Genomic DNA, 25733 nt, shown 5'->3' with positions numbered 1-25733 from the left:
AGCATTTCCCGAGCTTAGTCGATGAAAGCACCACGTGCGCAATCGTTGCGGACGAAACCGTTTGACTTGGATGTGCGGTGGTAACGAGACCTCGTGGTTGCAATACATGGCATGCGCCGCTTCAATGCTGAGATGAACAAGCCCTTGTCCATTGCCCTGCTGTCGTGCGCCGCACTGCTGGCCGCCTGCGCGCATGCACCGCCCACCCACAACCCGATGGCGACCTGGGTGCCGTCGCCGAACTTCGACGAGCGCCGCCCAGTCATTATTGTTTTGCACGCCACTGAGCAAAAATCGGTCAAGCAAAGCCTGGATACCCTGCGCAGCGCTAATCGCGGCGGCAAGGTCAGCGCGCACTATCTGGTTGGCGACGACGGCCACATCTACCAGCTGGTCGACGACAGCAAGCGCGCCTGGCAGGCCGGTGGTGGCTCGTGGGGTGCGATCACCGACCTCAACTCGGCATCCATCGGCATCGAGATCGACAACGAACGCGGCGAGGCCTACACCGACGCGCAGATCGCCTCGGTCATGCGGCTGCTGGACGACTTGTGCACGCGCCTGAACATCCCGCGCAGGCAGGTGATTGGGCATTCGGACCTGGCGCCGACCCGCAAGGTCGATCCGGGCGCACGCTTTCCGTGGAAAACACTGGCTGATGCCGGCTTCGGTCGCTGGCCGCAAGGCGAACTGGTCGATCCACCATCCGGGTTTGATCCATGGCTGGCGATGGCGGCAGTCGGCTATTCAGTGCGTGATCGGGCGGCGGCGGTTCGCGCGTTCCATCGCCATTACCGCGCGCAAGACGATGGTGATGACCCACAGGCGACGTTCGATTCACAAGACCTGCGCATCTTGTACGCGTTGAATGCCTCGGTGTTCGCGACAACCCCTTGATCAGCCCGCGCCGATCCGCTGCTGGGTCAGTGTGGCGCGCCACCCAGCCGCGGATACGGATTGACCGCCTCACCCTTCCACCACTGTTTTTCCGGGCCGAGCACGAAGATCGCGAAGTGCAGGTGCGGCGCCTCCGGATTGGCATTGCCGGTGGAACCGACATAACCGATCACCTGCCCGCGCGTGATGGCCTGTTGTTCGGACAGGCCGTCGGCATAGCGCTGCAGGTGGGCGTAGTAATACGCCAGTGAGCCATCGCGGTTGAATTCGTAGATGGTCAGTCCGCCAAGTTTGCTGGTGAACAGTTTTTCGACATGGCCATCGGCGACCGCAAGCACCGGCGTGCCGGCTGGCGCCATGATGTCGATCGCGTCATGCGAACGGCCCGCGCTGCGTGCATCGGTGAAGGTATCGCTCAGTTGCGACGCGGCGATGCCCTGCACTGGGATCAGTAAACTGTTGCCCGGAGCCACGGGTGTCGTCGTCGTGAGAGCAGGCTCGACAGCCATCGGCGTGCCGCGCATGTTGGCTACGGGTGGCGGCAATATCGGTCCGGAATCGTGTTGGACCGAATCGGTATCGCCTGGCTTGATGGGCGGTGGCTTGCCAGCTATTGGTGATGGCGCTTTCGCCTGCCCGCTTTCGGAGATAATGGCCGCGACAGGCTGCTTCGGCATCGCGTTGCGCGTCATGACGAAGTAGGTGGCGTTGGCGCCCACCAAGCCACCCAACAGGAACAGCAGCAATCCGCGAAGGGGCGATGCCTGGCGTCGGGCCCGCATCGAATTATTCCTGCATGCTCACGGTCATGCCCACGCTGACCGCCTTGGAGACCGCATTCGCGCTCCAGTTGGTCAGGCGCACGCAACCGCTCGACTGGGTGCGTCCGATCAGGCCAGGTTCGGGCGTGCCGTGGATCCCGTAATGCGGCTTCGACAAGGCCATCCACATCGTGCCGACCGGTCCGTTCGGTCCGGGAGGAAGTAGCGCCTTGGGGTCGTTCTTGTTCGCACCGACGATCAGCTTCGGGTCATAGCTGTACCAGGGATCTGGATTGATCGACTCGATTTTCCACTCGCCGATCGGCAGCGGGAATTCCGAAGAACCACTGGTGATCGGAAACTCCGCATATGCCTTGCCGTCGGCATCCAGCAGGCGCAGCACGGAATCGGACTTGTCGATGACCACCTTCGCGGCCACTGCCAAGGGCGCGAGGTCTTGCACGTTCGGCATCTTGAGGATTCCACCGGCCACGTCCAGCGGCACGCCCGGATTCAGAGCGCGCAGCAGCGCCGGACTGGCGTGGAATTTTTCGCCCAGGGCTTCGGCTGCTGATTGATAGGGAAGCGACTTCATCTTCGACTTCGCCTGCGGGCCGGCCGGTGTCGGCAAGAACGGACCGGCAACATCCGCCTCGGAAATCGTGTAACTGACCAATACCTGCGCAGCGTCCACATCCAGTGCGGCCAGGCTGGCTTCATCGGGTGTTTCGGTCATCTCCAGGCCATGTGCCTGCTGGAAGCCGGCCAGAGCCATGCGGCTCTTGCTACCCCATTTTCCGTCGATCTCACCCGGCGAAAACCAGGCGCGCTCAAGCAGGATCTGCGCGCGCAGTTCAGGAGTGACAGTGACTTCGGGGACCGCGACCGGCGTCGCCGGAATGGCAGGTTCACTGTTAGCAGGTACGTCCTTGGCCGGCACATCTTGTGCGAATGCCGGCAGTGTGGCGAGCATGGCAGTGATGGCGATGACGATGGCAGTGCTCAAACGCAGCTTCATGCAGATACCCCAAGTAATTGTCCACAGGCTGCATGGCACTTGATCGCCGCAATGTGAATGCCGCACCTCGTACGTTCCCGGCATTCAGCCGGCGTTTGCACTAAATTAGTGCAATGCAGCCCGATGCCATTCCCGATCCACTCCTCGACGCGCTAGCCACGCCGGTGTTGCGGCTGAATGCGGCGGGTTTGATCAGCAGTGCCAACAGCGCGGCAGCACACTGGCTCGGGGTCGGGCGTCGGCGCCTGGTTGGCCTGCCGGCGTCGGCGCTGGAACGCGAGAGCCAGCGGCTGGCGTCGGCGCTGGAACAGGCTGGTGGCGATGCCCTGCGCCTGCGCCGGATGCAGATGGCTTTTCCCGGTCACGACGAGCTGCATTTCGCTGATTTGCTGTTGAGTCCGATGGTCGATAAAGCCGGTGATGCCGGGTATTGGCTGGAGGCACACCCGGTCGATGAATTCCCGGGCGACGATCCGGCGCGGCTGCTGCCTTCGGCGCTGTCGGCCTCGCTCAAGGGGTTGGCGCATGAACTGCGTAATCCACTGGCCGGGATCAAGGGTGCGGCGCAGTTGCTGGCGCGGCGCAGCGAGGGTGATGCGCTCGAACTCACCGAGTTGATTGAAGGCGAGGTCGAACGGCTGGCCACATTGGTCGATCGCTTGCTGTCGCCGGCACCGCCGCGCGCATTCGAGCCGCTCAACATCCATGCCGTGCTCGAGCGCGTATTGCGCCTGGCCGAAAGCGATGCCGGCTGGGCCACCCGTTTGCAGCGCGATTACGATCCTTCGCTGCCTGAATTTCCCGGCGATGCCGACCGCCTGAGCCAGGCACTGTGGAACCTGGTGCGCAATGCGATTGAATCCGGCGCCACCAATGTGCAGCTGCGCACGCGCGCCGAGCACCACATCCTGATCGGCGATGCACCGCATCGGCTGGCCGTGCGCATCGAGATCGCAGACGACGGCCGTGGCGTGCCAGAGGACCTGGCCGAGCGCATCTTCCTGCCGTTGGTATCGGGTCGCGTCGAAGGCAGTGGCTTGGGCCTGGCGCTGGCCCAGCAGATCGCGCGCGAACACGGCGGCTCGCTGAGCTATCGCTCGCGCCCCGGGCACACCGTGTTCACCTTGCTGTTGCCATTGCCCCTTGATGACGATGCCGATATCACCGACGCAGGAGCTCACGACGATGGTTGACACCGCCCGGGTCTGGGTCATCGACGACGATCGCAGCGTGCGTTTCGTGCTGGCGCAGGCGTTGCGCGATGCCGGCTATGCGGTGCTCGCCTTCGACGGCGCGGCCAAGGCGCTGCAGGCGCTTGAAGACGAATTGCATCCGGACCTGGTGTTCACCGACGTGCGCATGCCAGGCATGGACGGCCTCGGTTTTCTTGATGCACTCAAGGTGCGGCATCCGAAATTGCCGGTGGTGGTGATGTCGGCCTATACCGACGTGGCCAGCACTGCCGGCGCGTTCCGTGGCGGCGCGCATGATTTCCTGTCCAAGCCATTCGACCTGGATGAAGCCGTCGCGGTGGCGCAGCGCGCCTTGCCAGAGCGCGCGTTGCTACATGGCGAGTCGAAAAAAACGATACCGCTCGAACAGGCGCCGGATGTTGGTGATGCACGGCTCATCGGCGAAGCGCCGGCGATGCGCGCGTTGTTCCGCGCGATCGGTCGTCTGGCTCAAGCGCCATTGTCGGTGCTGATCACTGGCGAAACCGGCACCGGCAAGGAACTGGTGGCGCGTGCGCTGCATCGCGAATCGCCGCGTGCATCACGTCCGTTCGTCGCGCTCAATACCGCGGCGATTCCGTCCGAGCTGCTGGAGTCGGAATTGTTCGGCCACGAAGCCGGCGCGTTCACTGGCGCCAGCAAACGCCACATTGGCCGCTTCGAACAGGCCAATGGCGGCAGTTTATTCTTGGACGAGATCGGTGACATGCCGCTGGCACTGCAGACGCGCTTGCTGCGTGTGCTGGCCGAAGGCGAATTCTTCCGGGTCGGTGGCCGCGAACTGATCCACGTCGATGTGCGGGTGATCGCCGCGACCCACCAGCCGTTGCAGACGCTGGTCGAACAGGGTCGTTTCCGCGCCGACCTGCTGCATCGGCTGGATGTGGTGCGCCTGCCGTTGCCGCCGCTGCGCGAGCGCCGCGAGGACATCCCACGACTAGCCGCGCGCTTCCTCGCCAATGCGGCGGTGCGCCTGAAGATGCCCACGAAAACACTCGGCAAGGCTGCGCTGGAGCGCATGCGCGTGCACGACTGGCCGGGCAATGTGCGCGAGCTGGAAAACATCTGCTGGCGGTTGGCCGCGCTGGCCCCGGGTGACAGCATCGGCCTGGCCGATCTTGCCGATGCCTTGCCGCCGGCACGCCAAGCGGATGGCGACGCTGCGACTTGGCAACGCGAGCTGGACGTGTGGGCGCGCGCGCGCCTTGCCGCAGGTGCGCAGGACCTGCATGCCGATGCCAAGCGCGATTTCGAGCAGGTGTTGCTGCAGGCCGCGCTGGACCATTGCGATGGTCATCGCGGCGATGCGGCGTTGCGACTTGGCCTGGGCCGCAATACGGTGACCCGCAAGCTGGGCACATCACGCAAGCGTCGCTGATGCGCCGCTTTCATCCACACTGAACTGCGTACCTCGCAGACTTGCCGGAACCGCAACAAGGAGCCTCGCCATGCAGATGCACACGCATCGCCACCTTCACATCCTGACCGCCGCGTTGATGCTCGCACTGGCCGGCTGCGCGAGCACGAGCACCGCGCCGACGGCAAAACCGGCCGCCACATCGCCGATGAAACCCATGACCGGGCCCAGCACCGCGCAGCGAGCCGTGGCCAATCTCGCCAGCGCATCCGGCAGTTTGGTCAGCGGCCGGCTGACCTTGGTGCCGCGGGGTGATGGCGTGGATGTCAGTGGCGAAATCGGTGGCTTCAACCCCGGCAGCAGCCATGGCTTCCACATCCACGAGAAAGGCGATTGCAGTGCCGCCGACGCATCCAGTGCTGGCGGTCATTTCAATCCTGCCGGGCAACCGCATGGCCGCGCGATGCAGGGCACCCACCATGCTGGTGACAGCGACAACCTCGTCGCCGACGCCAATGGCGTGGCGAAGATCAATACCCACTTCATGGGTGTCAGTCTCGGCGGCGGTGCCGGCAATGACATTGCCAGCCGCGCGATCGTGGTGCACGCCGCACCGGACGACTACACCAGCCAACCGGCCGGCAACGCAGGTGCGCGGGTGGCGTGCGGGGTGATCAAGGTCGTGCGCTAGCGCAGGCAGCCGGCATCGTTGCCATCCGCGCAATGCGCGAACTGCACCGGCACGCCGTGCGCGTCAAGCACCGCGGCGAACTGGCGTTGACGCGCCTGGAACATCGCAAAGCCGCGCTCAAGCCTCGCGCCGTCTTCTTCGCTTGCCGCATAACGCGCGCGCCATGCACATGGATCGAACAGGGCGATCCGCACTTCACCAGCTGCATAACGCGCGAGCGGCTCCTGGCCGGCATCCAGCCAGGCTTCGGCATCCGGTTCCAGCAGTGCGGTTTCAAGCAGCGTCCATAGCGGTTCAAGACCCACATTGGCGTACTGCATCGCGATCATCGCGGTGAGGTCGTGCAGGCTGAGGTAGCGCACGTGTTCGATGCGGGCGTCGAAGCCGTCCTGCAGCGCAAGCGCGGTGTCGGCGGCGGCCATGCCGCGATCCAGCAACACGTCTTCCAGTTGCGCGCCCGCGGTTGCTGCGGCATCGCCACACAGCACGAACGGAAGCACGCGCAACCCGCCACCGGCCAGGGCGGCATCGCACCGCAGCGGTTGCGGCACGTCGCCTGATGCGTCCGCTCCGAACCCGACGATACGTGGTCGCAGTTCCTGTCCAGAGATGGACCGACCCGGCGCGCGTTGCAGCAATTCCGTGATCCGCCGATGCACTGGCCAGCTGGCGCGCAACACTTCGGCGGGGTCGAAATGCGCGGCGAACAATGCCAGGTCGCAATCGCCTGCCGCCGGGACAAGTTTGGCCAGGTCACGGCCCAGCTGGGTGGCCAGCTCACCCGCGACATCGGCCCGTAACGCAGCCTGCTTCGGCGGATCACCGTCGCGGAGCTCGAGCGCGATCACGCCGCGGAAATCCAGTTGCTGAAGTGAGTTCATGCGGTTATCGAGTTATCGCTCAGCGCGACGGCGCTACACTGGGCCCATTATGCCCGCGGGCGCGGGCCAACCTCGAGGTGCCTGATGTTGCACGGTCGTCCTGTCGCCATCCTTGGCGGTGTCCGCATCCCGTTCTGCCGGCAAAACACGGCCTATGCCGATGTCGGCAACCTCGGCATGTCGGTGCGCACGCTAGGCGCGCTGGTTGAGAAGTTCAGCCTGCACGGGCAGCAACTTGGCGAAGTGGCGATGGGCGCGGTGATCAAGCATTCCGCGGACTGGAACCTCGGGCGCGAGGCGGCGCTGTCGTCCGGCCTGTCTCCGCTGACTCCGGGCATCACCCTGCAACGCGCCTGCGGCACCTCGCTGGACACCATCGTGCATATCGCCGGCAAGATCGCGACGGGGCAGATTGAGGTCGGCATCGGGGGCGGTTCGGACAGCACGTCTGATGTGCCGATTGTCTACGGCAAGTCGTTGCGCAGGCGCTTGCTCAAGGCCGCAGCGGCAAAGACCTTCGGCCAGAAACTCGCTGCCTTCAAGGGCTTCTCATTTCGCGAACTCAAGCCGGATTTCCCCGGCGTGGCCGAGCCGCGCACCGGCAAGTCGATGGGGCAGCATTGCGAGGATATGGCGCGGCAATGGAACATCGCGCGCGATTCGCAGGATGAACTCGCGGTCGCCTCGCATCACAAGCTCGCCGCCGCCTACGAGCGCGGCTTCTTCGACGACCTGGTGGTGAGTTTCCGCGGCGTGGCCCGCGACAACATCATGCGCCCGGATTCCAGCCTCGAGAAACTCGCCACACTGAAGCCGGCGTTCGACAAGACCTCAGGTAAAGGCACGCTGACCGCGGGCAATTCCACCCCGCTGACCGATGGCGCATCTGCCTGCCTTCTGTCCACCGATGAATGGGCGGCTGCCCATGGCCATGAAGTGCTCTGTCACTTGCGTGATGCGCAATCCGCGGCGGTCGACTTCGTGCATGGCGAAGGCCTGTTGATGGCGCCGACCGTGGCTGTCGCCGAGATGCTCAAGCGCAACGGCCTCGCCCTGCAGGATTTCGATCTCTACGAGATCCACGAAGCCTTCGCGGCGCAGGTGCTGTGCACCCTGCGTGCGTGGGAGAGTGAGGACTACTGCAAGAACCGGCTGGGCCTGGACGCGCCGCTTGGCAACATCGATCCGGCCAAAATCAATATAAATGGCTCCTCGCTGGCCACCGGCCATCCGTTCGCCGCAACCGGCGCACGCATCATCGCCACAGCTGCGAAGGAATTGAAGCAACGCGGCGGCGGCCGCTGCCTCGTCAGCATCTGCACCGCCGGCGGAATGGGCGTTGTGGCGATTTTGGAGCGCTGATCGGGCGCATCAACCCAGCCGTTCGTGTAACGCGTGTTCGGCGGCGGCATGGATCGCCGGCCAGTTGCGCTGCCCGTCGGGCCGTGCGACCTGGGCTTTCGGCATCTTCGTGAAGAACAACTCCGCCTGTCGCCATGAGCGCGCAGGCGACGGCACGAACACGCCGGCGATCTCGCCATTGAAGCCGGCGCTCTTGTCCACCCGGCCAGCGGCGTCGAGCAGGCCGTACAAGGGCTTGGCCGTGTAATAGCCAAGCAACCGTTCGTCACGCACCGCGCACAACGGCTGGAAATCATGGCGATGCAGCGGATAACGGAACCAGTGGCGGAACCGTGGCAGGTCGCGCGGCAGGTCCGCTGGATCCAGCGATTGCGGCAGTGTCGCGCGTTTCATGTTTTCTTCAGGACAATACTGCGTGCTACCGCTTCGGCGGCCTTGATCCCGTCCACGCCGGCCGACAGGATGCCGCCGGCATAACCTGCGCCTTCGCCGGCCGGGAACAGCCCGCGCGTATTGCGACTATGGCCGTCCGCGCCGCGGGTGATGCGCAGCGGTGACGAGGTGCGCGTCTCCACACCGGTCAACAGTGCGTCGTGCATGGCGAAGCCACGAATCTGTTTGTCGAAGGCGGGCAATGCCTCGCGGATCGCATCGATGGCGTAGCGCGGCAGTGCGGCATCCAGCGTTCCCAGCGTCACACCCGGCGTGTACGACGGCAGCACCGCGCCCAATTGCTTCGATGCGCGGTTGCCAATGAAATCGCCGACCAATTGCGCCGGTGCGCAGTAATCGCTGCCACCGAGCTCGAACGCCATCGCTTCCCAATGCCGCTGCAAGGCGATGCCGGCGAGCGGACCTTCTCCATACGGCGCAAAGTCCTCAGGGGTGATCCCGACCACGATGCCGGCGTTGGCGTTGCGCTCATTGCGCGAATACTGGCTCATGCCGTTGGTGACCACGTGGCCAGACTCACTGGCCGCGGCAACGACTGTACCGCCCGGGCACATGCAGAAGCTGTAAACCGAACGCCCGTTGTTGGCGTGGTGCACCAGCTTGTAGTCGGCCGCGCCCAGCAACGGGTGGCCGGCTTGTTTACCGAAACGCGCTTGGTCGATCAGCGATTGCGGATGCTCGATGCGGAAACCGATCGAAAATGGTTTTGCTTCGAGGAACACGCCTTGTGCGTGCAGCATCGCGAAGGTGTCGCGCGCGCTATGGCCGAGCGCCATCACCACATGATCGGCGCGCAGCTGTTCGCCATTGGCAAGGGTCACCCCGCGTAGATGGCGCACGCCATCTGCATCGGTATCGACCAGCACGTCATCGACACGACTGCTGAAACGGATTTCGCCGCCCAGCGATTCGATCGTCGCGCGCATGCGTTCGACCATCGACACCAGCCGGAAGGTACCGATGTGCGGCTTGTTGACGTAGAGGATTTCCTCGGGCGCACCGGCGGCGACGAATTCGCTGAGCACCTTGCGGCCATGTTGCAGCTTGTCGCTGATCTGGCTATAGAGTTTTCCGTCGGAAAATGTGCCTGCGCCGCCTTCGCCGAACTGCACGTTGGATTCCGGATCCAGTACCTTGCGGCGCCACAATCCGAACGTATCCACCGTGCGCTCGCGTACCGCTTTGCCACGTTCCAGGATGATTGGCCGGAACCCCATCTGGGCCAGCACCAGGCCGGCGAACAGGCCGCACGGGCCCATTCCGATCACCAAAGGCCGCAGCGGCAATTGGGTCGGCGCCTTGGTGACGAATTTGTACGTCGTGTCCGGTGTCGTCGTGACCTTGCCACCAAACGCGTCGGAATCCTGCTGCAAGCGCAGCAGGATGTCCGCCTCGCGCGGCGTGTCCACGTCGAGCGAATAGATCAGCACGATGGCGGTGTGCTTGCGCGCGTCGTAGCTGCGCTTGGCAACGGTATAGGTGGTCAGGTCATCGGTAGCGATGCCAAGCCGCGTGATGATCGCCGCGGCGAGCGCAGCCTCGTCGTGGTCCAGCGGCAGTTTGAGGTCGGTGATGCGAAGCATGGGCGACGTCCGGGCGAGTGTTACTTCAACGTCCGTTCGAACAATTCGTCGATCCGGCGATATTCGTCATACCAGCTGTCGGGATGCACGAAGCCATGGCGTTCCAGCGGATATGGCGCGATCTCCCACTTGCTTTTCCTCAGCTCGATCAGCTTCTGGGTCAGCATCACCGAGTCCTTGAAGAACACGTTGTCGTCGATCATGCCGTGCGCGATCAGCAGGTTGTCCTGCAGGCCGCTTGCATACTCCAGCGGGCTTGAGCGCTTGTAGGCCTCGGGGTCGAGTTCGGGCGTGTTGAGGATGTTGGACGTGTATTCGTGGTTGTACTGCGACCAGTCGCTGACTGGGCGCAGCGCAGCGCCGGCCTTGAACACGCCGGGCTGTTTGAATAGCGCGACGAAGGTCATGAAACCGCCATAACTGCCGCCATAGATGCCGACGTGATCGCGATCGCCCTGCTGGTTGTCGACCAGCCAGTCCAGTCCGTCCAGGTAGTCCTCCAGCTCGGGCTTGCCCATCCAGCGATAGATCGCGGTGCGCCAGTCACGGCCGTAGCCTTCGCTGGCGCGATAGTCCAGGTCCAGCACGATGTAGCCCTGCTGCACCAACAAGTTGTGGAACATCTGCTCGCGGAAGTAGTTCGGATAGCGCGCGCTGACGTTCTGCAGGTAGCCGGCGCCATGCACGAACATCACGATCGGATATTTCTTGCCGGCTTCCATTGTGGTCGGTGTGTACAACTTGCCCCAGATGCTGCCGGCACCATGCTTGCTGGGCACCTGCACGATCTGTGGCTGGATCCACTGACGCGTCTTGAAGGCAGTGGTGCGCGTATCTGTAAGTTCGCGTGCAGATCCGCCGGCCGCATCGATGACAGCCAGTTGCGGCGGCACATAAGCCGATGAATGCCGAACCAGCAGCTTGGTTCCGTTCGGCGACAGGTTGAAACTCTCCACGCCATCCAGCGCAGTGACTTCGTTCACTTCACCGCCGCTTGCCGGCACGCGACACACTTCGTAATCGCCGGGCTGCGTGCGGTTGCACAGGAAAAAAAATCCGCTGCCATCGCGCGCAGGCTGCACTTCAGAGGTTTCCCAGCGGCCATCGGTGAGCTGGGTGCGGGTGCTGCCGTCGAGTGTGTACAGATGCGAGTAGCCGCTTTCCTCGGACAGGTACCAGACCGTCTTGTTGTCGGGCAGCCAGCCGAAGTCGTTGAAGCCCCAGTTGATCCAGGCATCGTCATGCAGGCGATTGCGCGGCTGCAGTGTTGCAGCAGCCAGGTCGACACTGGTGATCCAGCGATCCTTGTTGTCGATCGCGCGAAGCATCATCGCGACGTTGTGGCTGTCACTGGTCCATTGCAGGGCCGCTACCTGCAGCGTGCGGTTGCCCTTCAACGGCGGCTTGCCGGCGGCCTTGCGCAGCGCCGCCAGTGGGTCGTCCTTGATCCCGGGCAATGGGTCGATGCTGAGTTCGCGCAGCTTGCCTGTGGATGTTTCAACCAGCCAGAATTTCTGCGGCAGTGGATCGTTGCGGCCGACGCGGGTGCGCGCGGCTTCGAATTCCTCGTAGCCGGATTCGGTCACGTACTTCGGCAACTTGCCTTCGGTGCCGGTGTCCGCGCCCTTTTCGGTGGTGGCGACCAGCAGCCAGCGGCCATCCGGCGACAGCGCGCTGTCGGCGATGTCGACGTCCTTGCCCAGGTAGGTTGGTGCCGGTGAGCGGGTCTTGTCGGCAGCGCGCCAGGCTTCGTCCTGTTTGCGTGCGGCATCGCGGCGAGCACGGTCATCGCGCAGGGTATCGATCAGGCGCAGCTGGCGCTCGCGCAGGTCATCGGCCTTGGGAGCCTTGTCTGGCGCGTCTTCGGCTTTCAGCAGCGCGACCTGCACCACGTTGCGACCGTCCCAGCGATACCACGCATTGCCGACGCGCCAGACCAAGCCGCCATCGCGGCTCCATTGCGGACGCGATTCGCTATCTGTTGTGCGCGTGAGCTGGGTCAGCGCACCGCTGCGCAAGTCGCGCACGAACACATCGCCATTACGCACGAAGGCGGTTCGCGTGGCCGTCGCATCGAACACCGCATCGCTGCTGTCAAGATCGGCTAGCGCGGCGCCATCGAGCAGGATCGGCGGGCCGCCATCAATGCCGACCTGCCAGGTGTCGCGGATGCTGGCGCCGTCGCGCTTGAGCAGGTACTGCGCCGCCTGGCCATCCCAACGCCACCACGCATCCTCGACCGGCGGTCCGATCCAGTCGGGATCGGCCATCGCCTGGGCGAGCGTGATCGGCTCCGCGGCGGCAGCGGACAGACTGGTCAACAACAGGGCAGCGAGCAGCGGAGCAATGCGCATGGAAAATCCGTGAAATAGGCCAAATGGATTGACGGGCTCAATCGTTGAAATCGATGTGATCAATGAAGGTTAGCAGTCGAAGACCAACGCGCTTGTGCCAGATGTCCTGGCACTGGCATTGGTGCATGCTGCGGCGCACAATACATGTAGCGCCGCTGCCCCACGCGACGCGGAGATCATCCAGATGGATGCGTCGTTGCTGTCGCCGTTGTTTCTATCGCGCTTGCAGTTCGGTTTCGTGATCTCGTTCCACATCCTGTTCCCGGCCTTCACCATTGGACTGGCCAACTGGCTGGCCTTCATCGAATGGCGCTGGCTGCGTACCAGGGATGACCTCTGGCGCGACCTGTATTTCTTCTGGCTGAAGATCTTCGCGGTCTCGTTCGGCATGGGCGTGGTGTCCGGAATCGTGATGAGCTTCCAGTTCGGCACCAATTGGGCGGTGCTCAGCGAGAAGGCCGGCAACATCATCGGCCCGCTGCTCAGCTATGAAGTGCTGACCGCATTCTTCCTCGAAGCCAGCTTTCTCGGGGTGATGCTGTTTGGCTGGAAACGGGTGTCCGACAAGCTGCATTTCTTCGCCACCATGATGGTCGCGATCGGCACCTTGATCTCGACGTTCTGGATCATCGCCGCCAACAGCTGGATGCAGACGCCGCAGGGTTACACAATCGACGCGCAGGGCGTGTTCCAGCCGGCTGACTGGCTGGCGATCATCTTCAATCCATCATTCCCGTACAGGTTGTCGCACATGGTGCTGGCCGCGTTCATCACGACGTGTTTCGTGATCGGCGGCGTGAGCGCGTGGTACCTGCGGCGTGGCGTGCATGTCGAAGCCGGCAAGCGGATGTTGAAACATGCGGTGGTGTTTGCCGCGATCGCATTACCGCTGCAGATATTCATCGGCGACCTGCATGGGCTGAATGTGGGCAAATACCAGCCGGCGAAACTTGCCGCGATGGAAGCGCACTGGCGCAGCGAGCCGCCCGGCAAGGGCGTGCCGCTAGTGCTGTTCGCAGTACCCAATGAGGCGCAGGAACGCAACGATTACGAAATCGCGATCCCGAAACTCGGCAGCCTGATCCTGACCCACACGCTGGATGGCGATATCAAGCCGCTGACGTCGGTGCCGCGCGACCAGCGCCCGCCGGTGAAGCCGGTGTTCTACGCATTCCGGGTGATGGTCGGACTGGGCATGGCGATGCTGTTGCTGGCGTTCGCATCCTTGTGGGCCTGGAGGCGCGGCAAATTGTTTGAGTCGCCGTGGCTGCTTGATGCGTGGCGCTGGATGAGCCCAGCCGGGTTCATCGCGCTGCTGACCGGTTGGTACGTGGTCGAGATCGGCCGCCAACCCTATGTCGTCTATGGTCTGCTGCGTACCAGCGATGCAGTCAGTCCGAATATCGCTGCGGCGGCGGTGATGCTGTCGCTGGTCATCTATGCAGCGGTGTACGCATTCGTGTTCGGCGCCGGCATCTGGTACCTGCGCAAGCTGCTGCGGATCGGACCGGTCAAGCAGCCGCCCAAGCACACGGAAGGTGGCGGGAAAACCCCAGCGCGGCCGCTGTCGGTGCCCGATGAACCGGTGGAGGGCTTGTAATGGAATATTGGCTGCCCGTGATCTGGTTTGGCGTGATTGGTTTTGGCGTACTGATGTACGTGCTGCTGGATGGCTTCGTGCTTGGCCTGGGCATCCTCGCGCCGTTTTCCGAGGACGAAGCCCAGCTCGACTACATGATGAATACCGCCGCGCCGATCTGGGATGGCAACGAGACCTGGTTGGTGCTCGGCGGTGCTGGCCTGCTGGCGGCTTTCCCCAAGGCATACGCGCTGATCCTGTCGTCGCTGTATTTGCCGGTGCTGCTGATGCTGGTCGCGCTGGTATTCCGCGGGGTGGCATTCGAGTTCCGCTTCAAGGCGCAGCGTTCGAAATTCCTGTGGGGCTGGGCGTTCGCGCTGGGTTCGCTGTGCGCGGCATTCTGGCAGGGCGTGATCCTGGGCGCGGTGGTTGAGGGCATGCCCACGCAGGCCGGTAAATACATCGGCAGCGGATTGTTCGGCAATGCGTTCGCATTTTTCAGCCCGTTCTCAATGCTAACCGGTGCCGCGGTGGTGTTCGGCTACGCGTTGCTCGGCGCCTGCTGGCTGATCCTCAAAACCGAAGGCCCGTTGCAGCACACCGCGCGCACATTGGCGCGGCCATTGGTGCTGGTGGTCGTGGTGTTCATGGGACTGGTCAGCGCATCGCTGCCGTTCCTGAGCTCGAAGATCATGGCGCGCTGGTTCGAAGACGGGCATTTCTGGTGGCTGTCGCCGGTGCCGCTGCTGGTGCTGGCCAATGCGTTCGCGCTGTGGCGGGCGGTGATGCAGCAGGATCGCGATGCAAAACCCTTCCTGCTGACCATGTGCTTCTTCGTGCTCGGCTTCGCTGGGCTAGTGCTTGGGATCTGGCCGTACATCGTGCCGCCCACGCTGACCATCTGGCAGGCAGCGTCGCCGCCGTCCTCGCAGGGGTTTGTCCTGGTCGGGCTGGTCGTATTGTTGCCGGTGATTCTGGGCTATACGTACTGGTCGTACCGGGTGTTCGCGGGCAAGGTCGAGGCCGATTCCGGCTACCACTGAGCACTTGGCCAGGCTTGCGACGCGTGTTTTCGCGCAGACCGCGGTTCCGTCGCTGCGCCCTTTCCCGCACAATCGACGCATCCCCCGGGAGTCACGCCGCATAACGCGATGCATGCATTCGTCTACAAGAGCCTGAAAAAGGCCAATACCTACCTGTATCTCGCCGCCCGCGATGATTTTTCCCGCCTGCCCGAACCGCTGCGCACGCAGCTGGGCGCGCTGCAGTTCGTGCTCGACGTCGACCTGGTGCCTGGCCGCAAGCTGGCGCTGGAAGATCCCGACGTGGTGCGTACCAACCTGGTGTCGCGCGGTTTCCACATGCAGTTCCCGCCGAGTATGGAAGACCCGATGACCGAGGACTGGGGCACCGATGCCTGAGCGTCGGCCCGGAGCCGCAGTCGCCCTGATCGCAACGTCATTGCTGCTGGCCGCGGGCTGCTGGTTCGATGCCGGCAGCGCAGGTCCACTGGCATGGCTGGCGCAGGCACCGATGGCGCTCGGCATCGCGCTGCTGCGCGGCACTCAACGCGGAGCGCGGCTGGGTCGCGACGCACTGACGTTGGCATTGGCCTGGGGTGGCGGCTTCGTGCTCGCTGTGGTGCTCAGCGCATGGCCATTGCGGGCCTTGCTGGCCGCACCGGACCTGTTGCCGGTGCTGGCGATGAGCACGACTGGGGCATTCCTGCTGCTCGCGCTCTGGCGCTACTGGCCGCTGTGGCATGGACTGGAACGACTGGGCGGCAATATCGGCAAGCATCTTGGCGCGCTGGGGACGCATCAACGCAGCGCCTGGAGTGGCCTGCAAGTTGCAGTGTCGGTATGGTTGCTGTTGGCCGGTGGTATCGCGCTGGGCTGGCCGGGTCTACTGGCCGGTGATGCGCGCCTGGTCGCGGTGATCGTGTATGCGGTGGCGCTGCCGCTGTCGCATGCGCTGCTGCAGACCGCGCCGTCGCGGGTGCTGGTGCACGGCCTGCCGGTGCTGGACATGGAAGTCGATGAAGACGAGGAAAGCGGCGAAGACACGCAGCCGCTCGTGCTGGTGGCGGCCAGCGAGGCAGGTGCCACGGTCGATGTCGAGGCCCTGACCCTAGATCTTTACGCTGCCGCGCGCAGCGGCCGGGTCGAGCGCGCCCTGCAGCTGCTGGACGCCGGTGCCGATGCGCGCGCCGAGGCGCCGGCCGGCGACCGCGATCGCCGCGGCCTGGTGGTGCTTGCCGCCGTACTGCCGGACCTGCGCCTGTTGCGCCGGCTGATCGAACGCGGCGTCGACCTCAATAACGCACACGGCAGTTCCATGGCGCCGCTGCTGGCCGCCACCCGTGACAGCTGGCACGGGCGCCCGGAAGCGGTGATGACCTTGCTCGCCAACGGCGCTGACCCGCGCGCCGCCGATACCGAGGGCAACACCCCGCTGCACCATGCCGCGCGCAGCTCCGATCCGGGCGTGGCTGCATTGCTACGCGATGCCGGCGCCGAGATGGACGTCGTGAATGCAGAAGGCATGTCGCCTCTGGGCATTGCGTGTGCCGCCGGCAACTGGCGGCTGGCGCGGTTCCTGCTGGAGCGTGGCGCCAAGACTGAACCCGCCCAAGGCCAGCCGGTCCTGCTGGCCGCGGCCGGAACCGAAGAGGACGATGCTGCCGGCGTGCAGCTGCTGCTGCGCCACAAGGCACGGGTGGATGCGCGCGATGGGCGCGACCGGAGTGCATTGCACGAGGCCGCGTTCGCTGGTCATGCTGATATCTGCAGCGCATTGCTGGATGCCGGTGCCGACGTGCATGCGCGCGACGGCCAAGGCCGCACGCCACTGCTGGACAGCGCGCGTGCCGCTGCATTGCCGGCTCTGGAAGCGTTGCTCAGTGGTGGTGCCGATGCGCGCGCCTGCGACGGTGTTGGCGCAAATGCCTTGCACCTGGCCTGCATGGCCGAAGCGCCCTCGACCGCGCTTGTGCAGCGCCTGCTTGCACTTGGCGTGGATGCGCAGACGCTGGATGCCGAAGGCCGCAGCGCAGTGGATCTTGCCGTCAGCGCGGGTCGCTGGACGCTTGCGAACGTGCTCGACCCGGCGCGCGCGTTGCCGGTGTCGATGGCCGTCGATGACGACGGTTCGACGCCGGATCGTCCGCCCCTGCTGCTGCTGCGCGAGCGACTACTGGATGCTGGCCCGTCGCGTGAATTACTGTCATTGGCGGCTTTGCTGGGCCCGGCCGAACTCAATGGCCTGCTGACCGATGCCGAGATCGTGCTGGACGTGGAACGGGTCGAATGGCTGTTGCGCCGTGGCGCGCAACCTGAGGCGCGCGTGCCGGGCATGCCGATGCCGGTGGATGCGGCCTTGCAGCGCGGCGACCAGGGCATCGACGTGCTGCGTGTGTTGTTCGCGCATGGGGCATCGCCTGCGGGCAGCGGCGGGTTGGCGCGTTACCTCGCGGCCTGCCTTGCTGGTAGTCCCGATGTCGATGCCGAGCGTTTCGCGATTGACTTGCTGGAGCGTGGCGCGGATCCGTACGCGGTGTCGCCAGCCGGCGATCCGCCGGTTGCGATTGCCGTACGCCTGCACTGGCCACGCCTGCTGCAGCGGCTGATCGCACATGGCGCCGACCTTGACGCGCGCGACAGCCATGGCATGAGCGCGCTGCACCAGGCCGCTGCGCTTGCCCGCGAGGAAGAACTCAAATTGCTGGTGGCAGCGGGCGCCGCCCCCGACCGCCGCGCCGCCGACGGCCAGACTCCGCTTGGAGTGGCGCTGGCTAGCGGCCGTCGCGACCTCGCCGACTGGCTGGATTGGCGCGGCTGGCGCTTGCCGCGTCGCCCGCTGCAGGCCAGCGATGTGCCGGCCGCTGCAATCGTCGGCGACACCGATGCGGTGCGCCGCTTGCTCGACATCGGCATGCCGGTCGATGCGGTCGACAGCCAGGGTTGCAGCGCATTGTTGCGCGCCGCCGGCGGCGGCCATCGCGCCCTGGTAGAGCTGCTGCTGGCACGTGGCGCGCAACCGGGATTGGCCGCCAATACCGGCGCCACCCCGTTGTCGGCGGCGGTGAGCATGCGCCAGACCGACATTGTCGAGCGCCTGCTGGAAGCCGGTGCCGGCCTGGAACAACGCCTGCCTGGCGAGGTCACCGTGCTGATGCTGGCGGCGGCGCTGGGCCTGCCGGAACTGGTGTCGCGCCTGTTGCAGGCCGGCGCCGATCTCAATGCCCGTGATGCGCAGGGCCTGACCCCGCTGCACTGCGCTGCGCTGTATGGCTTTACCGCCCGCGAGCGACCGCGCCTGGTTGCGTTGCTGGACATCCTGTTGCTGGCCGGTGCCAATCCGCAGGTGGCTGCGAATGGCGGCGCAACGCCGCTGCTGCTGCTGCTCGGCGCGCGCGCTGAACCCGGCACGCCCAGTACCGAGGACGTGTTGCTGGCCGGTTTGGATCGGCTGTTAGACGAAGAGGTGCGGCTGGATGCACGCGACCTGCGCGGCTTCGGTCCCTTGCACCTGGCAGCCCTGCATGGCCTGTTGCGCGCGTCGCAGGTATTGTTGCGCGCCGGTGCCGACCTCAACCAGCGCGACACACTCAACCGCACCCCGCGCGAAGTCGCCTTGATGCGCGGATATGTCGATGTTGCCGCCGGACTCGCACCGACCGATGGCACCACGCCCTCGGTGTCGATGGCGCGCTTCCTGCGTGAATAGCGCAGAAGAAAAGGGGTCAGGTTCAATTTGCGCTGGCGGAAAATGTACCGGACCCCTTTTCTCGTGCTTACTCGCGCGGCGCATCCGCGATCCGCCCCAGCTGGCCTTCGCCGGCATCCGCCTCGAACAGCTCGGCCAGCTCGCGGCGCGCGTCTTTCGTGCTCTGCAGCAGGGCATCTTCGTCGTCCTGCATCTGCCGCTGCGCATCCAGCAGCTTCGCATCATGCGCGCGGAAGCGACGGACGTGGGCATCCGCCTGTTCGGGCGCGACGCCGAGCGCGACCAGCACTTCGCGGCCCATCTCCACGCTGCTGCCGAACAGTTCGCGGAACACTATCGCGCCCAGATCCATCAGCTGCCAGGCATGGCGGCGGTCACGTGCGCGGGCAAACACTTTCGCATCCGGGTAGTGCTGGCGCAGCAGGCGAGTCATCTGCAGGCTGGCATCGATGCCATCGACCGCGACCACGAACAGCCGCACATGCGCCGCACCAGCAGCGCGCAGCAAGTCTGGTCGGGTCGGATCGCCGTAATAGATCTTGTTGCCGAAGCGGCGCACGAAGTCGACCTGTTCGACGTCTGGATCGATCGCGATGAACGGAATCTTGTGCGCCGACAGCAGGCGCGCAACGATCTGCCCGAAGCGGCCGAAGCCGGCGATCAACACATGCGGATGTTCGTCCGGCATTTCGTCGAAATCGCGTGCCTGCACTTGCCCTGGCTGCGGCGCCAGTTTCGATATCAGCATCAACAGCAATGGCGTCACCGCCATCGACAGGCCGACGATGGCGACCAGTCGGTCGCGTTGCGGCGCATCCAGCAATCCGGCCTTGGCTGCTTCGCCAAACACCACGAATGCGAATTCGCCGCCCAGTGCCAGGGTGCCGCCCAACAGCAACGTGCCGCGCAGGTCCAGCCGACCCGGGCCACGGCCAAGCAGCGCCAGCACGGCAAACTTCACTACCAGCAATACCAGCACGCCAATGACAATCGTGCCCGGCTCGGCCGCGATTCGCTGCAGGTCGATGCTCATTCCCACGGCCATGAAGAACAGGCCCAGCAGCAGTCCTTCGAATGGCTGGATCTGCGATTCAAGTTCGTGCCGGAATTCGGATTCTGCCAGCAGCACGCCGGCCAGGAATGCGCCCAGGCCCGCGCTCAGGCCGGCCAGCTCCATCAACCACGCGCTGCCCAGCACCACCAGCAAGGCGGCGGCGGTGAACACTTCCGGCATCCGCGTGCGCGCAATGACCCGGAACACATGGCGCAACAGGTAGCGGCCACCCATTACCAGCGCCGCGATCGCGGCAATCGCCTTGGTCACGGCGATCATGATGCTGCCATCGCTGTCGGCAGCATGCGCGCCGAGTAGCGGGATTGCCGCCAGCAGCGGGATCGCGGCCAGGTCCTGGAACAGCAGGATCGCGAAGGCCAGCCGGCCGTGCCCTGCGGTCAGTTCCTTGCGCTCAGCCAGCAATTGCAGGCCCACTGCGGTCGACGACAGCGCCAGTCCAAGGCCGACCACCAGCGCGGCCTTCCAGCCCAGGCCCTGGTCGCCGTCCATGAGCAAGAACACCAGCGCCGCCAACACGGCCCCGGACAGCAGGACCTGCAGTCCGCCGACCCCGAAGATCAGTTTGCGCATCACCTTCAGGCGCGGCAATGACAGTTCCAGTCCGATCACGAACAGCATCATCACCACGCCGATTTCGCTGGCCGCAAGTACCGGCCCGGCATCACCGATCACCCGCAGCGCATGCGGGCCGAGCAACGCGCCTGCGGCGAGGTAGCCAAGCACCGCGCCCAAGCCGAAACGCTTGAACACCGGCACCGCGATGACAGCAGCCAGCAGGAACACCATTGCAAGTTCAAGTCCGCCGCCGTGCATGGCCAGCTCCCGTGTTCAAGGAGGTCAGTATGGGCGATTGAGGCATACTCGATCGCAACTGAGCAGCCGTGGGAGCGAACCAATGGGACCACAGAAGATTTTCACTACATTGGCATTCGCCGCACTGTTAACGTCAAGTGGCGCCCGCGCAGCGGATGCGCCAGTTTCGAAAAGTGAAAGCGTGCTTACGCTGCGCTTGAATGGTCAACTCACCATCGATCCCGAAGGAAGGGTGAAGTCTTTCGAGATTCGCAGCGAGCTGCCGCCAGGGGTGCAGGGCATCGTGGAACGGGCCGTGCCGAAGTGGACGTTCGCGCCGATCCTGGTGGGTGGCAAGCCAGTCACCGCTCAATCGCCAATGAGTATTACGCTTGCAGCGACCGAGGCGGATGGAGGCTATCGGGTGCGCGTGGACAACGTGGTTTTTCGTCCCAACACGAAGGAAGATTACGAGCAGGCGCTCGATGCTCAGAAACAAGCTGCGGCGCTAGGTATGGCCATCGAGGTTGCCGGTGAGTCGGGGCGAGCAACCCAGCCTGTCGTGATTTCACACAAACGCTTGACGCCGCCTTCGTACCCGCAAGGAATGTTGATGGGCGGGGTCGAGGGAATCGTGCTTTTGGTACTTCGACTTAATCCGGACGGAACGGTAGCCGAGGCCATGGCGTCGCAGTCGAGCCTCCTCAACGTCAAGGGTCGCACCGAGATGCTTGATCGCGCACGGAAAATGCTGGAACGCAGCGCACTATCGGCCGCACGCGGCTGGACCTTCAACGTGGATACTGTCAACCCAGCGTTGCTGACAGCGGCGGACCTCACGGTACGCACCCCCGTCGAATATGTGCTCGGAAGGCCGGGCATGAAAGACAGCACACTTGCTGGCAAATGGCGCCAGGAATTTCGTGGCCCGAACCTCCGAGTGCCGTGGTTGAGTGAGCAAGCTGACCGACGGATAGGTGTATCGGATCTTGCCGGCGGCGAATTCCTCGCAGGCACCACTCGTTTCCGGCTTGCTGACGAGGGGATCATCGGTAGCACGCTCTAGATTGTGCGGCCCGTCTGCGAGTGCGTCGATATTCATGAGGTACTTCGACGACCTAAGCTTGAAGCAACCAACAAAAAAGCCCCGCATTGCGGGGCTTTTTGATTGAAACGCTTCCAAGGAATCAGCACTTCATCGAACCGAAGAACTCGTCGTTGGATCATCTTGCCCATCGCGCTGCCGGTGTCGACCAGGGCAGTGGCAATGATCGTCAGGCTGCCGCCTTTCTCGATATTACGGGCGGCCAAGCCGTCAATGCTTGCGCATGGGAGCATGCCCTGTTCCTATGTTGACCAAGTGCGCCTAGGGGACAGCCATGTCCATGTTGCGTCTTCGCAACGATTTCCGATTCGCCATCATCAGCCTGTTCGGCGTGATCGCAGTGGTGGTGATCCTTCCATTCGCGATCTACCGATTTGCGACCGGGCAGGTAATTGCCGGCAGCGTCGATCTGGCGATCGTCACCGGCCTCATGGCCGGAGTGACCTATGGCTGGCGTGGCGGCAACATTGATCGCATCGCGCATGGCATGGTCATTTTCTATACCACCGGTTGCGTGGTGCTGACGACGCTGGTGGGCACCCCCGGGCTGATGTGGATGTACCCGGTGGTGATGACCAACTTCCTGCTGGTCGGGCGGATGCCCGCGCTGCTGGTATCGGCGGCTGCCATCATGGTGCTGGTGTTGCACGGTCAGGCGTTCGATTCACTGATCGAGCGATTCGATTTTTTCGCCTCGGCGAGCATGGTGAGCCTGTTCGCCTTCATCTTCGCGCTGCGCACTGAGGCCCAGAGGGACCAGCTTGAGACGCTGGCGTCGCGAGACCCGCTGACCGGCGTTTTGAACCGCCGCGCGATGGAACAGGAGCTGCAGATGGTCATAGAGGCGCATCGACGCCTTGGCACCACCTATGGCTTGATGCTGCTCGACCTTGACCGGTTCAAATCGATCAACGACACCCATGGTCACGAGGCGGGGGACGTTGTCCTGGTCAACTTCGCCACGCTGGTACAGTCCGGCATTCGCAAGCTCGACCGGATGTACCGTATCGGCGGCGAGGAATTCGTGTTGATCCTGCCCGGTTCCAATGTCCGGGGGTTGGCCACGATCTGCGAGAGCGTGCGCGCGCGCGTGGAGACTGGGCTACGCATCCAGGGTAAATCGATCACGGTGTCGATCGGGGCCGCCGAGCTCAAGTATGACGAGGACAGTGCGGACTGGCTGGCACGGGCCGACCTGGCGCTGTACAGGGCCAAGCGCGGCGGCCGCAACCGGGTGGAAATTGACCAAGGTTCCGAGCCGGTTGCAACTGCCAGGACGACCTAAGCTTGAAGCAACCAACAAAAACGCCCCGCATTGCGGGGCGTTTTGTTTGAAACGTTGCGAAAAACTCAGCGCTTCATCGAACCGAAGAACTCGTCGTTGGATTTGGTGTTGCGCATCTTGTCCAACAGGAATTCCATGGCCGCGATCTCGTCCATCGGGTGCAGCAGCTTGCGCAGGATCCAGATCTTCTGCAGCAGCTCGGGCTCGATCAGGTAATCCTCGCGGCGGGTGCCGGAGGCGTTGACGTTGATCGCCGGGTACACGCGCTTTTCGGCGATGCGGCGGTCCAGGTGCACTTCGCTGTTGCCGGTGCCCTTGAACTCCTCGTAGATCACCTTGTCCATCGCGCTGCCGGTGTCGACCAGGGCGGTGGCAATGATCGTCAGGCTGCCGCCTTCCTCGACGTTGCGGGCGGCACCGAAGAAGCGCTTCGGACGGTGCAGGGCGTTGGCGTCCACGCCGCCGGTCAGCACCTTGCCGGAACTCGGCAGCACGTTGTTGTAGGCACGTGCCAGGCGGGTGATCGAGTCGAGCAGGATCACCACGTCCTTCTTGTGTTCAACCAGGCGCTTGGCGCGCTCGATCACCATTTCGGCGACTTGCACGTGGCGCGCGGCGGGCTCGTCGAAGGTGGAGGAAATCACCTCGCCGCGCACGGTGCGCTGCATTTCGGTCACTTCTTCCGGACGCTCGTCGATCAGCAGCACGATCAGGTGCACGTCCGGATGGTTGCCGGTGATCGCGGTGGCGATCTGCTGCATCATCATGGTCTTGCCGGCCTTCGGCGGGCTGACGATCAGCGCGCGCTGGCCCTTGCCTTGCGGCGCCATCAAATCGAGGATGCGGCCGGTGATGTCTTCGCTGCTGCCGTCGCCGCGTTCGAGCTTGAACTTCTTGCGCGGGAACAACGGAGTCAGGTTCTCGAACAGGGTCTTGTTCTTGCTGGCCTCGATCGGCTCGCCATTGATGGTGTCCACCACCGACAGCGCGAAGTAGCGTTCGCCATCCTTCGGCCAGCGGATGCGGCCGGACAAATGGTCGCCGGTACGCAGGTTGAAGCGGCGGATCTGTGACGGGCTGATGTAGGTGTCGTCGGGGCCAGCAAGATAACTGGCCTCTGCGGCGCGCAGGAAACCGAAGCCGTCCGGCAGGATTTCCAGCACGCCGTCAGCGGCGACGCCTTCGGCGTGGCGGGTGAGCACCTTGAGGATGCCGAAGATGATGTCCTGCTTGCGCGCGCGGGCTACACCCTCGCTGATCTGCAACTGGTCGGCAATTTCCAGCAGCTTGTGCGCGGGCATCCGCTTGAGGTCGCCCAGCGAGTACTGCGCGAAGCCTTCCGGCACTAGCGGATGCGGGCGCGGCACGAAGGTTTCACCATTGCCGCCGTCGTCGGGCATGCCGCCCTCTTGGTGGCGGTCGCGCTGGCGGTCGCGGCGATTCTTGAAGCGGTCGCGGCGATTATTGTTGTTGTTGCGCTGGCCGTCGTGACGCTGGCCTTCGCCGCCCTGGCTGTCGGCCTGGCCGCCTTGGCGGTTCTCACCGCCACCGGTGTTGCCCTCGTTGTGGGGCGCATGCTCGGCATTGCCGCGCGGGGCTTGTTCGCTGGACGAGGGCGCGGGCGATGCCGCTTCGTGCCTGGGTTCAGCCGGCTTGGCTTCGGCAGGCTTGGCTTCGGCAGGCTTGTTCTCTGAGGGTTTGCTTTCAGCAGGCTTTCTTTCAGACGGCTTGCTTTCAGCGGATCTGGGCGCGGCTGGCTTCGGCGCTGCAGACGGCTCGGGCAGCGTCGGCATGCTTGGCGCATCGGCGACGGTCTTGGCTACGCGGGGCTTGCGCACGCGCTTGGCGGCGGGTTCGCCGGCGTCGTTGGTTGGGTCGGACAAGTGGAGATTCCTCGCTTGAGGTTGCGAGCGCCCGCAGGCTGGGGCGTCGTGTGGGTGCCAGGCCGGGAGTCCCTCGACCGAAGCAGGAGTTTCAGAAATAGATGCAGAAGGGGTGCGGCGCGCCTTACAGGCGGTGGTTCAGCGCCGGGCCGTGCAGGAAAACTAGCATTCGCCGCGGTCGGCGGCAAGCGGTGTGGCGAAAAGCGTTCAGGCCGATGCAAACCGAGCTGTCCAGCGGACGCCTGATTTCAGCTCTTCCCCCTTCCACGGAAGGGGGAGTCTGGGAAGGGGTTGGAGGTAGAAAAGAGAAAGGCTTCAGAGCGCCTTGTCGATCATCTGCGCCAACTGGGCCTTGCCCACGGCGCCGATCTGGGTGGCCTGCACCTGGCCGTCCTTGAACAGCAGCAGCATCGGGATCGAGCGCACGTGGTACTTCAGCGCGGTGGCCTGGTTCTGATCGACATCGATCTTCACAATCTTGGCGCGCCCGGCGTAGGTGCCGGCCAAATCGTCCAGGGCCGGGGCAATCATCTTGCACGGACCGCACCATGGGGCCCAGAAATCGACCAGGACCGGCTGGTCGGAGGCCAGTACCTGGCTGTCGAAGTCGGCATCGGTGGCGTGGATCACGGTATCGCTCATGGAAACTCCTGCTGGGGCATGGCAATTCCATGCCGGATCAAGGGGATGCGCGGGG

The 25733-nt window shown here is 64.3% G+C and carries 21 protein-coding genes; 11 read left to right on the top strand and 10 right to left on the bottom strand.

From position 1 onward, the window contains the following. Positions 1-132: 132 nt before the first annotated feature. Positions 133-897 (top strand): N-acetylmuramoyl-L-alanine amidase, encoded by a 765-nt coding sequence (locus PSV05_RS03435; RefSeq protein WP_300061516.1) that lies wholly within the window; start codon positions 133-135, stop codon positions 895-897. Positions 898-923: 26 nt separating this feature from the next. On the opposite strand, the gene PSV05_RS03430 is transcribed toward PSV05_RS03435, so the two are convergent. Continuing rightward, a complete protein-coding gene (locus tag PSV05_RS03430) occupies positions 924-1679 on the bottom strand; it encodes a M23 family metallopeptidase (RefSeq protein WP_300061513.1) in 756 nt (251 codons plus the stop codon). A 4-nt stretch (positions 1680-1683) separates the two neighbouring features. Further along, the gene (locus PSV05_RS03425; protein ID WP_300061510.1) at positions 1684-2676 is read right to left on the bottom strand and encodes a L,D-transpeptidase; all 993 of its coding nucleotides are present in this window, start codon (positions 2674-2676) and stop codon (positions 1684-1686) included. Positions 2677-2789: 113 nt separating this feature from the next. Between PSV05_RS03425 and PSV05_RS03420 the strand changes: the two genes are divergently transcribed. From PSV05_RS03420 to PSV05_RS03410, 3 genes are all read left to right on the top strand, one after another. Next, complete coding sequence (locus PSV05_RS03420; RefSeq protein WP_300061507.1) at positions 2790-3869, top strand: ATP-binding protein; 1080 nt, start codon at positions 2790-2792, stop codon at positions 3867-3869. After that, on the top strand, positions 3862-5286 hold the full coding sequence (gene ntrC / locus PSV05_RS03415) for a nitrogen regulation protein NR(I) (RefSeq protein WP_300061504.1): 1425 nt from the start codon (positions 3862-3864) through the stop codon (positions 5284-5286). Before PSV05_RS03420 ends, ntrC begins: the two co-directional genes overlap by 8 nt. Positions 5287-5362: 76 nt before the next feature. Beyond that, positions 5363-5956 (top strand): superoxide dismutase family protein, encoded by a 594-nt coding sequence (locus PSV05_RS03410; RefSeq protein ID WP_345782234.1) that lies wholly within the window; start codon positions 5363-5365, stop codon positions 5954-5956. Here PSV05_RS03410 and PSV05_RS03405 read toward each other — a convergent pair. After that, positions 5953-6837, bottom strand: coding sequence for a hypothetical protein (locus PSV05_RS03405; RefSeq protein ID WP_300061501.1), 885 nt, complete (start codon positions 6835-6837; stop codon positions 5953-5955). The genes PSV05_RS03410 and PSV05_RS03405 overlap by 4 nt on opposite strands. Positions 6838-6921: 84 nt before the next feature. Between PSV05_RS03405 and PSV05_RS03400 the strand changes: the two genes are divergently transcribed. After that, entirely contained in the window at positions 6922-8199 is a 1278-nt protein-coding gene (locus tag PSV05_RS03400; protein ID WP_300061497.1) for an acetyl-CoA C-acetyltransferase, read from the top strand. Positions 8200-8208: 9 nt separating this feature from the next. Here the strand turns inward: PSV05_RS03400 and PSV05_RS03395 are convergent, their stop codons facing one another. The 3 genes from PSV05_RS03395 to PSV05_RS03385 are packed head-to-tail and all read right to left on the bottom strand — an operon-like array spanning position 8209 to position 12589. Next, the gene (locus PSV05_RS03395; RefSeq protein WP_300061494.1) at positions 8209-8592 is read right to left on the bottom strand and encodes a hypothetical protein; all 384 of its coding nucleotides are present in this window, start codon (positions 8590-8592) and stop codon (positions 8209-8211) included. Continuing rightward, a complete protein-coding gene (locus tag PSV05_RS03390; protein WP_300061491.1) occupies positions 8589-10235 on the bottom strand; it encodes an NAD(P)/FAD-dependent oxidoreductase in 1647 nt (548 codons plus the stop codon). Before PSV05_RS03390 ends, PSV05_RS03395 begins: the two co-directional genes overlap by 4 nt. Before the next feature lie 20 nt (positions 10236-10255). After that, the gene (locus PSV05_RS03385; RefSeq protein ID WP_300061488.1) at positions 10256-12589 is read right to left on the bottom strand and encodes a S9 family peptidase; all 2334 of its coding nucleotides are present in this window, start codon (positions 12587-12589) and stop codon (positions 10256-10258) included. Between the two features lie 199 nt (positions 12590-12788). On the opposite strand from PSV05_RS03385, the gene PSV05_RS03380 reads away from it, so the two are divergent. From PSV05_RS03380 to PSV05_RS03365, 4 genes are all read left to right on the top strand, one after another. After that, the gene (locus tag PSV05_RS03380) at positions 12789-14189 is read left to right on the top strand and encodes a cytochrome ubiquinol oxidase subunit I (protein ID WP_300062231.1); all 1401 of its coding nucleotides are present in this window, start codon (positions 12789-12791) and stop codon (positions 14187-14189) included. Further along, the gene (gene cydB, locus PSV05_RS03375; RefSeq protein WP_300061486.1) at positions 14189-15211 is read left to right on the top strand and encodes a cytochrome d ubiquinol oxidase subunit II; all 1023 of its coding nucleotides are present in this window, start codon (positions 14189-14191) and stop codon (positions 15209-15211) included. The genes PSV05_RS03380 and cydB overlap by 1 nt, the downstream gene beginning before the upstream one ends. A 108-nt stretch (positions 15212-15319) precedes the next feature. Beyond that, positions 15320-15589, top strand: coding sequence for a YcgL domain-containing protein (locus tag PSV05_RS03370; RefSeq protein ID WP_300061483.1), 270 nt, complete (start codon positions 15320-15322; stop codon positions 15587-15589). Positions 15590-15701: 112 nt separating this feature from the next. Beyond that, entirely contained in the window at positions 15702-18896 is a 3195-nt protein-coding gene (locus PSV05_RS03365) for an ankyrin repeat domain-containing protein (RefSeq protein WP_300062227.1), read from the top strand. Positions 18897-18963: 67 nt separating this feature from the next. On the opposite strand, the gene PSV05_RS03360 is transcribed toward PSV05_RS03365, so the two are convergent. Beyond that, positions 18964-20784 carry a monovalent cation:proton antiporter-2 (CPA2) family protein gene (locus PSV05_RS03360; protein ID WP_300061480.1) on the bottom strand — a complete coding sequence of 607 codons (1821 nt, stop codon included), beginning with the start codon at positions 20782-20784 and terminating at the stop codon, positions 18964-18966. Positions 20785-20866: 82 nt separating this feature from the next. Here PSV05_RS03360 and PSV05_RS03355 point away from each other — a divergent pair, with 82 nt between their 5' ends. Further along, positions 20867-21829 carry a hypothetical protein gene (locus tag PSV05_RS03355; protein ID WP_300061477.1) on the top strand — a complete coding sequence of 321 codons (963 nt, stop codon included), beginning with the start codon at positions 20867-20869 and terminating at the stop codon, positions 21827-21829. Between the two features lie 32 nt (positions 21830-21861). Here the strand turns inward: PSV05_RS03355 and PSV05_RS15070 are convergent, their stop codons facing one another. Then, entirely contained in the window at positions 21862-22074 is a 213-nt protein-coding gene (locus tag PSV05_RS15070; RefSeq protein ID WP_345782236.1) for a hypothetical protein, read from the bottom strand. 68 nt (positions 22075-22142) lie between these two features. On the opposite strand from PSV05_RS15070, the gene PSV05_RS03345 reads away from it, so the two are divergent. Then, a complete protein-coding gene (locus tag PSV05_RS03345; protein ID WP_300061474.1) occupies positions 22143-23153 on the top strand; it encodes a GGDEF domain-containing protein in 1011 nt (336 codons plus the stop codon). Between the two features lie 65 nt (positions 23154-23218). On the opposite strand, the gene rho is transcribed toward PSV05_RS03345, so the two are convergent. Next, a complete protein-coding gene (rho, locus tag PSV05_RS03340) occupies positions 23219-25036 on the bottom strand; it encodes a transcription termination factor Rho (protein WP_300061471.1) in 1818 nt (605 codons plus the stop codon). Positions 25037-25351: 315 nt separating this feature from the next. Continuing rightward, on the bottom strand, positions 25352-25678 hold the full coding sequence (gene trxA / locus PSV05_RS03335) for a thioredoxin (RefSeq protein ID WP_300061468.1): 327 nt from the start codon (positions 25676-25678) through the stop codon (positions 25352-25354). Positions 25679-25733 lie beyond the last annotated feature (55 nt).

Source organism: Thermomonas sp. (assembly GCF_029945965.1).
Taxonomy (GTDB): Bacteria; Pseudomonadota; Gammaproteobacteria; order Xanthomonadales; family Xanthomonadaceae; genus Thermomonas.
This window is presented reverse-complemented; position numbering and strand designations above follow the sequence as displayed.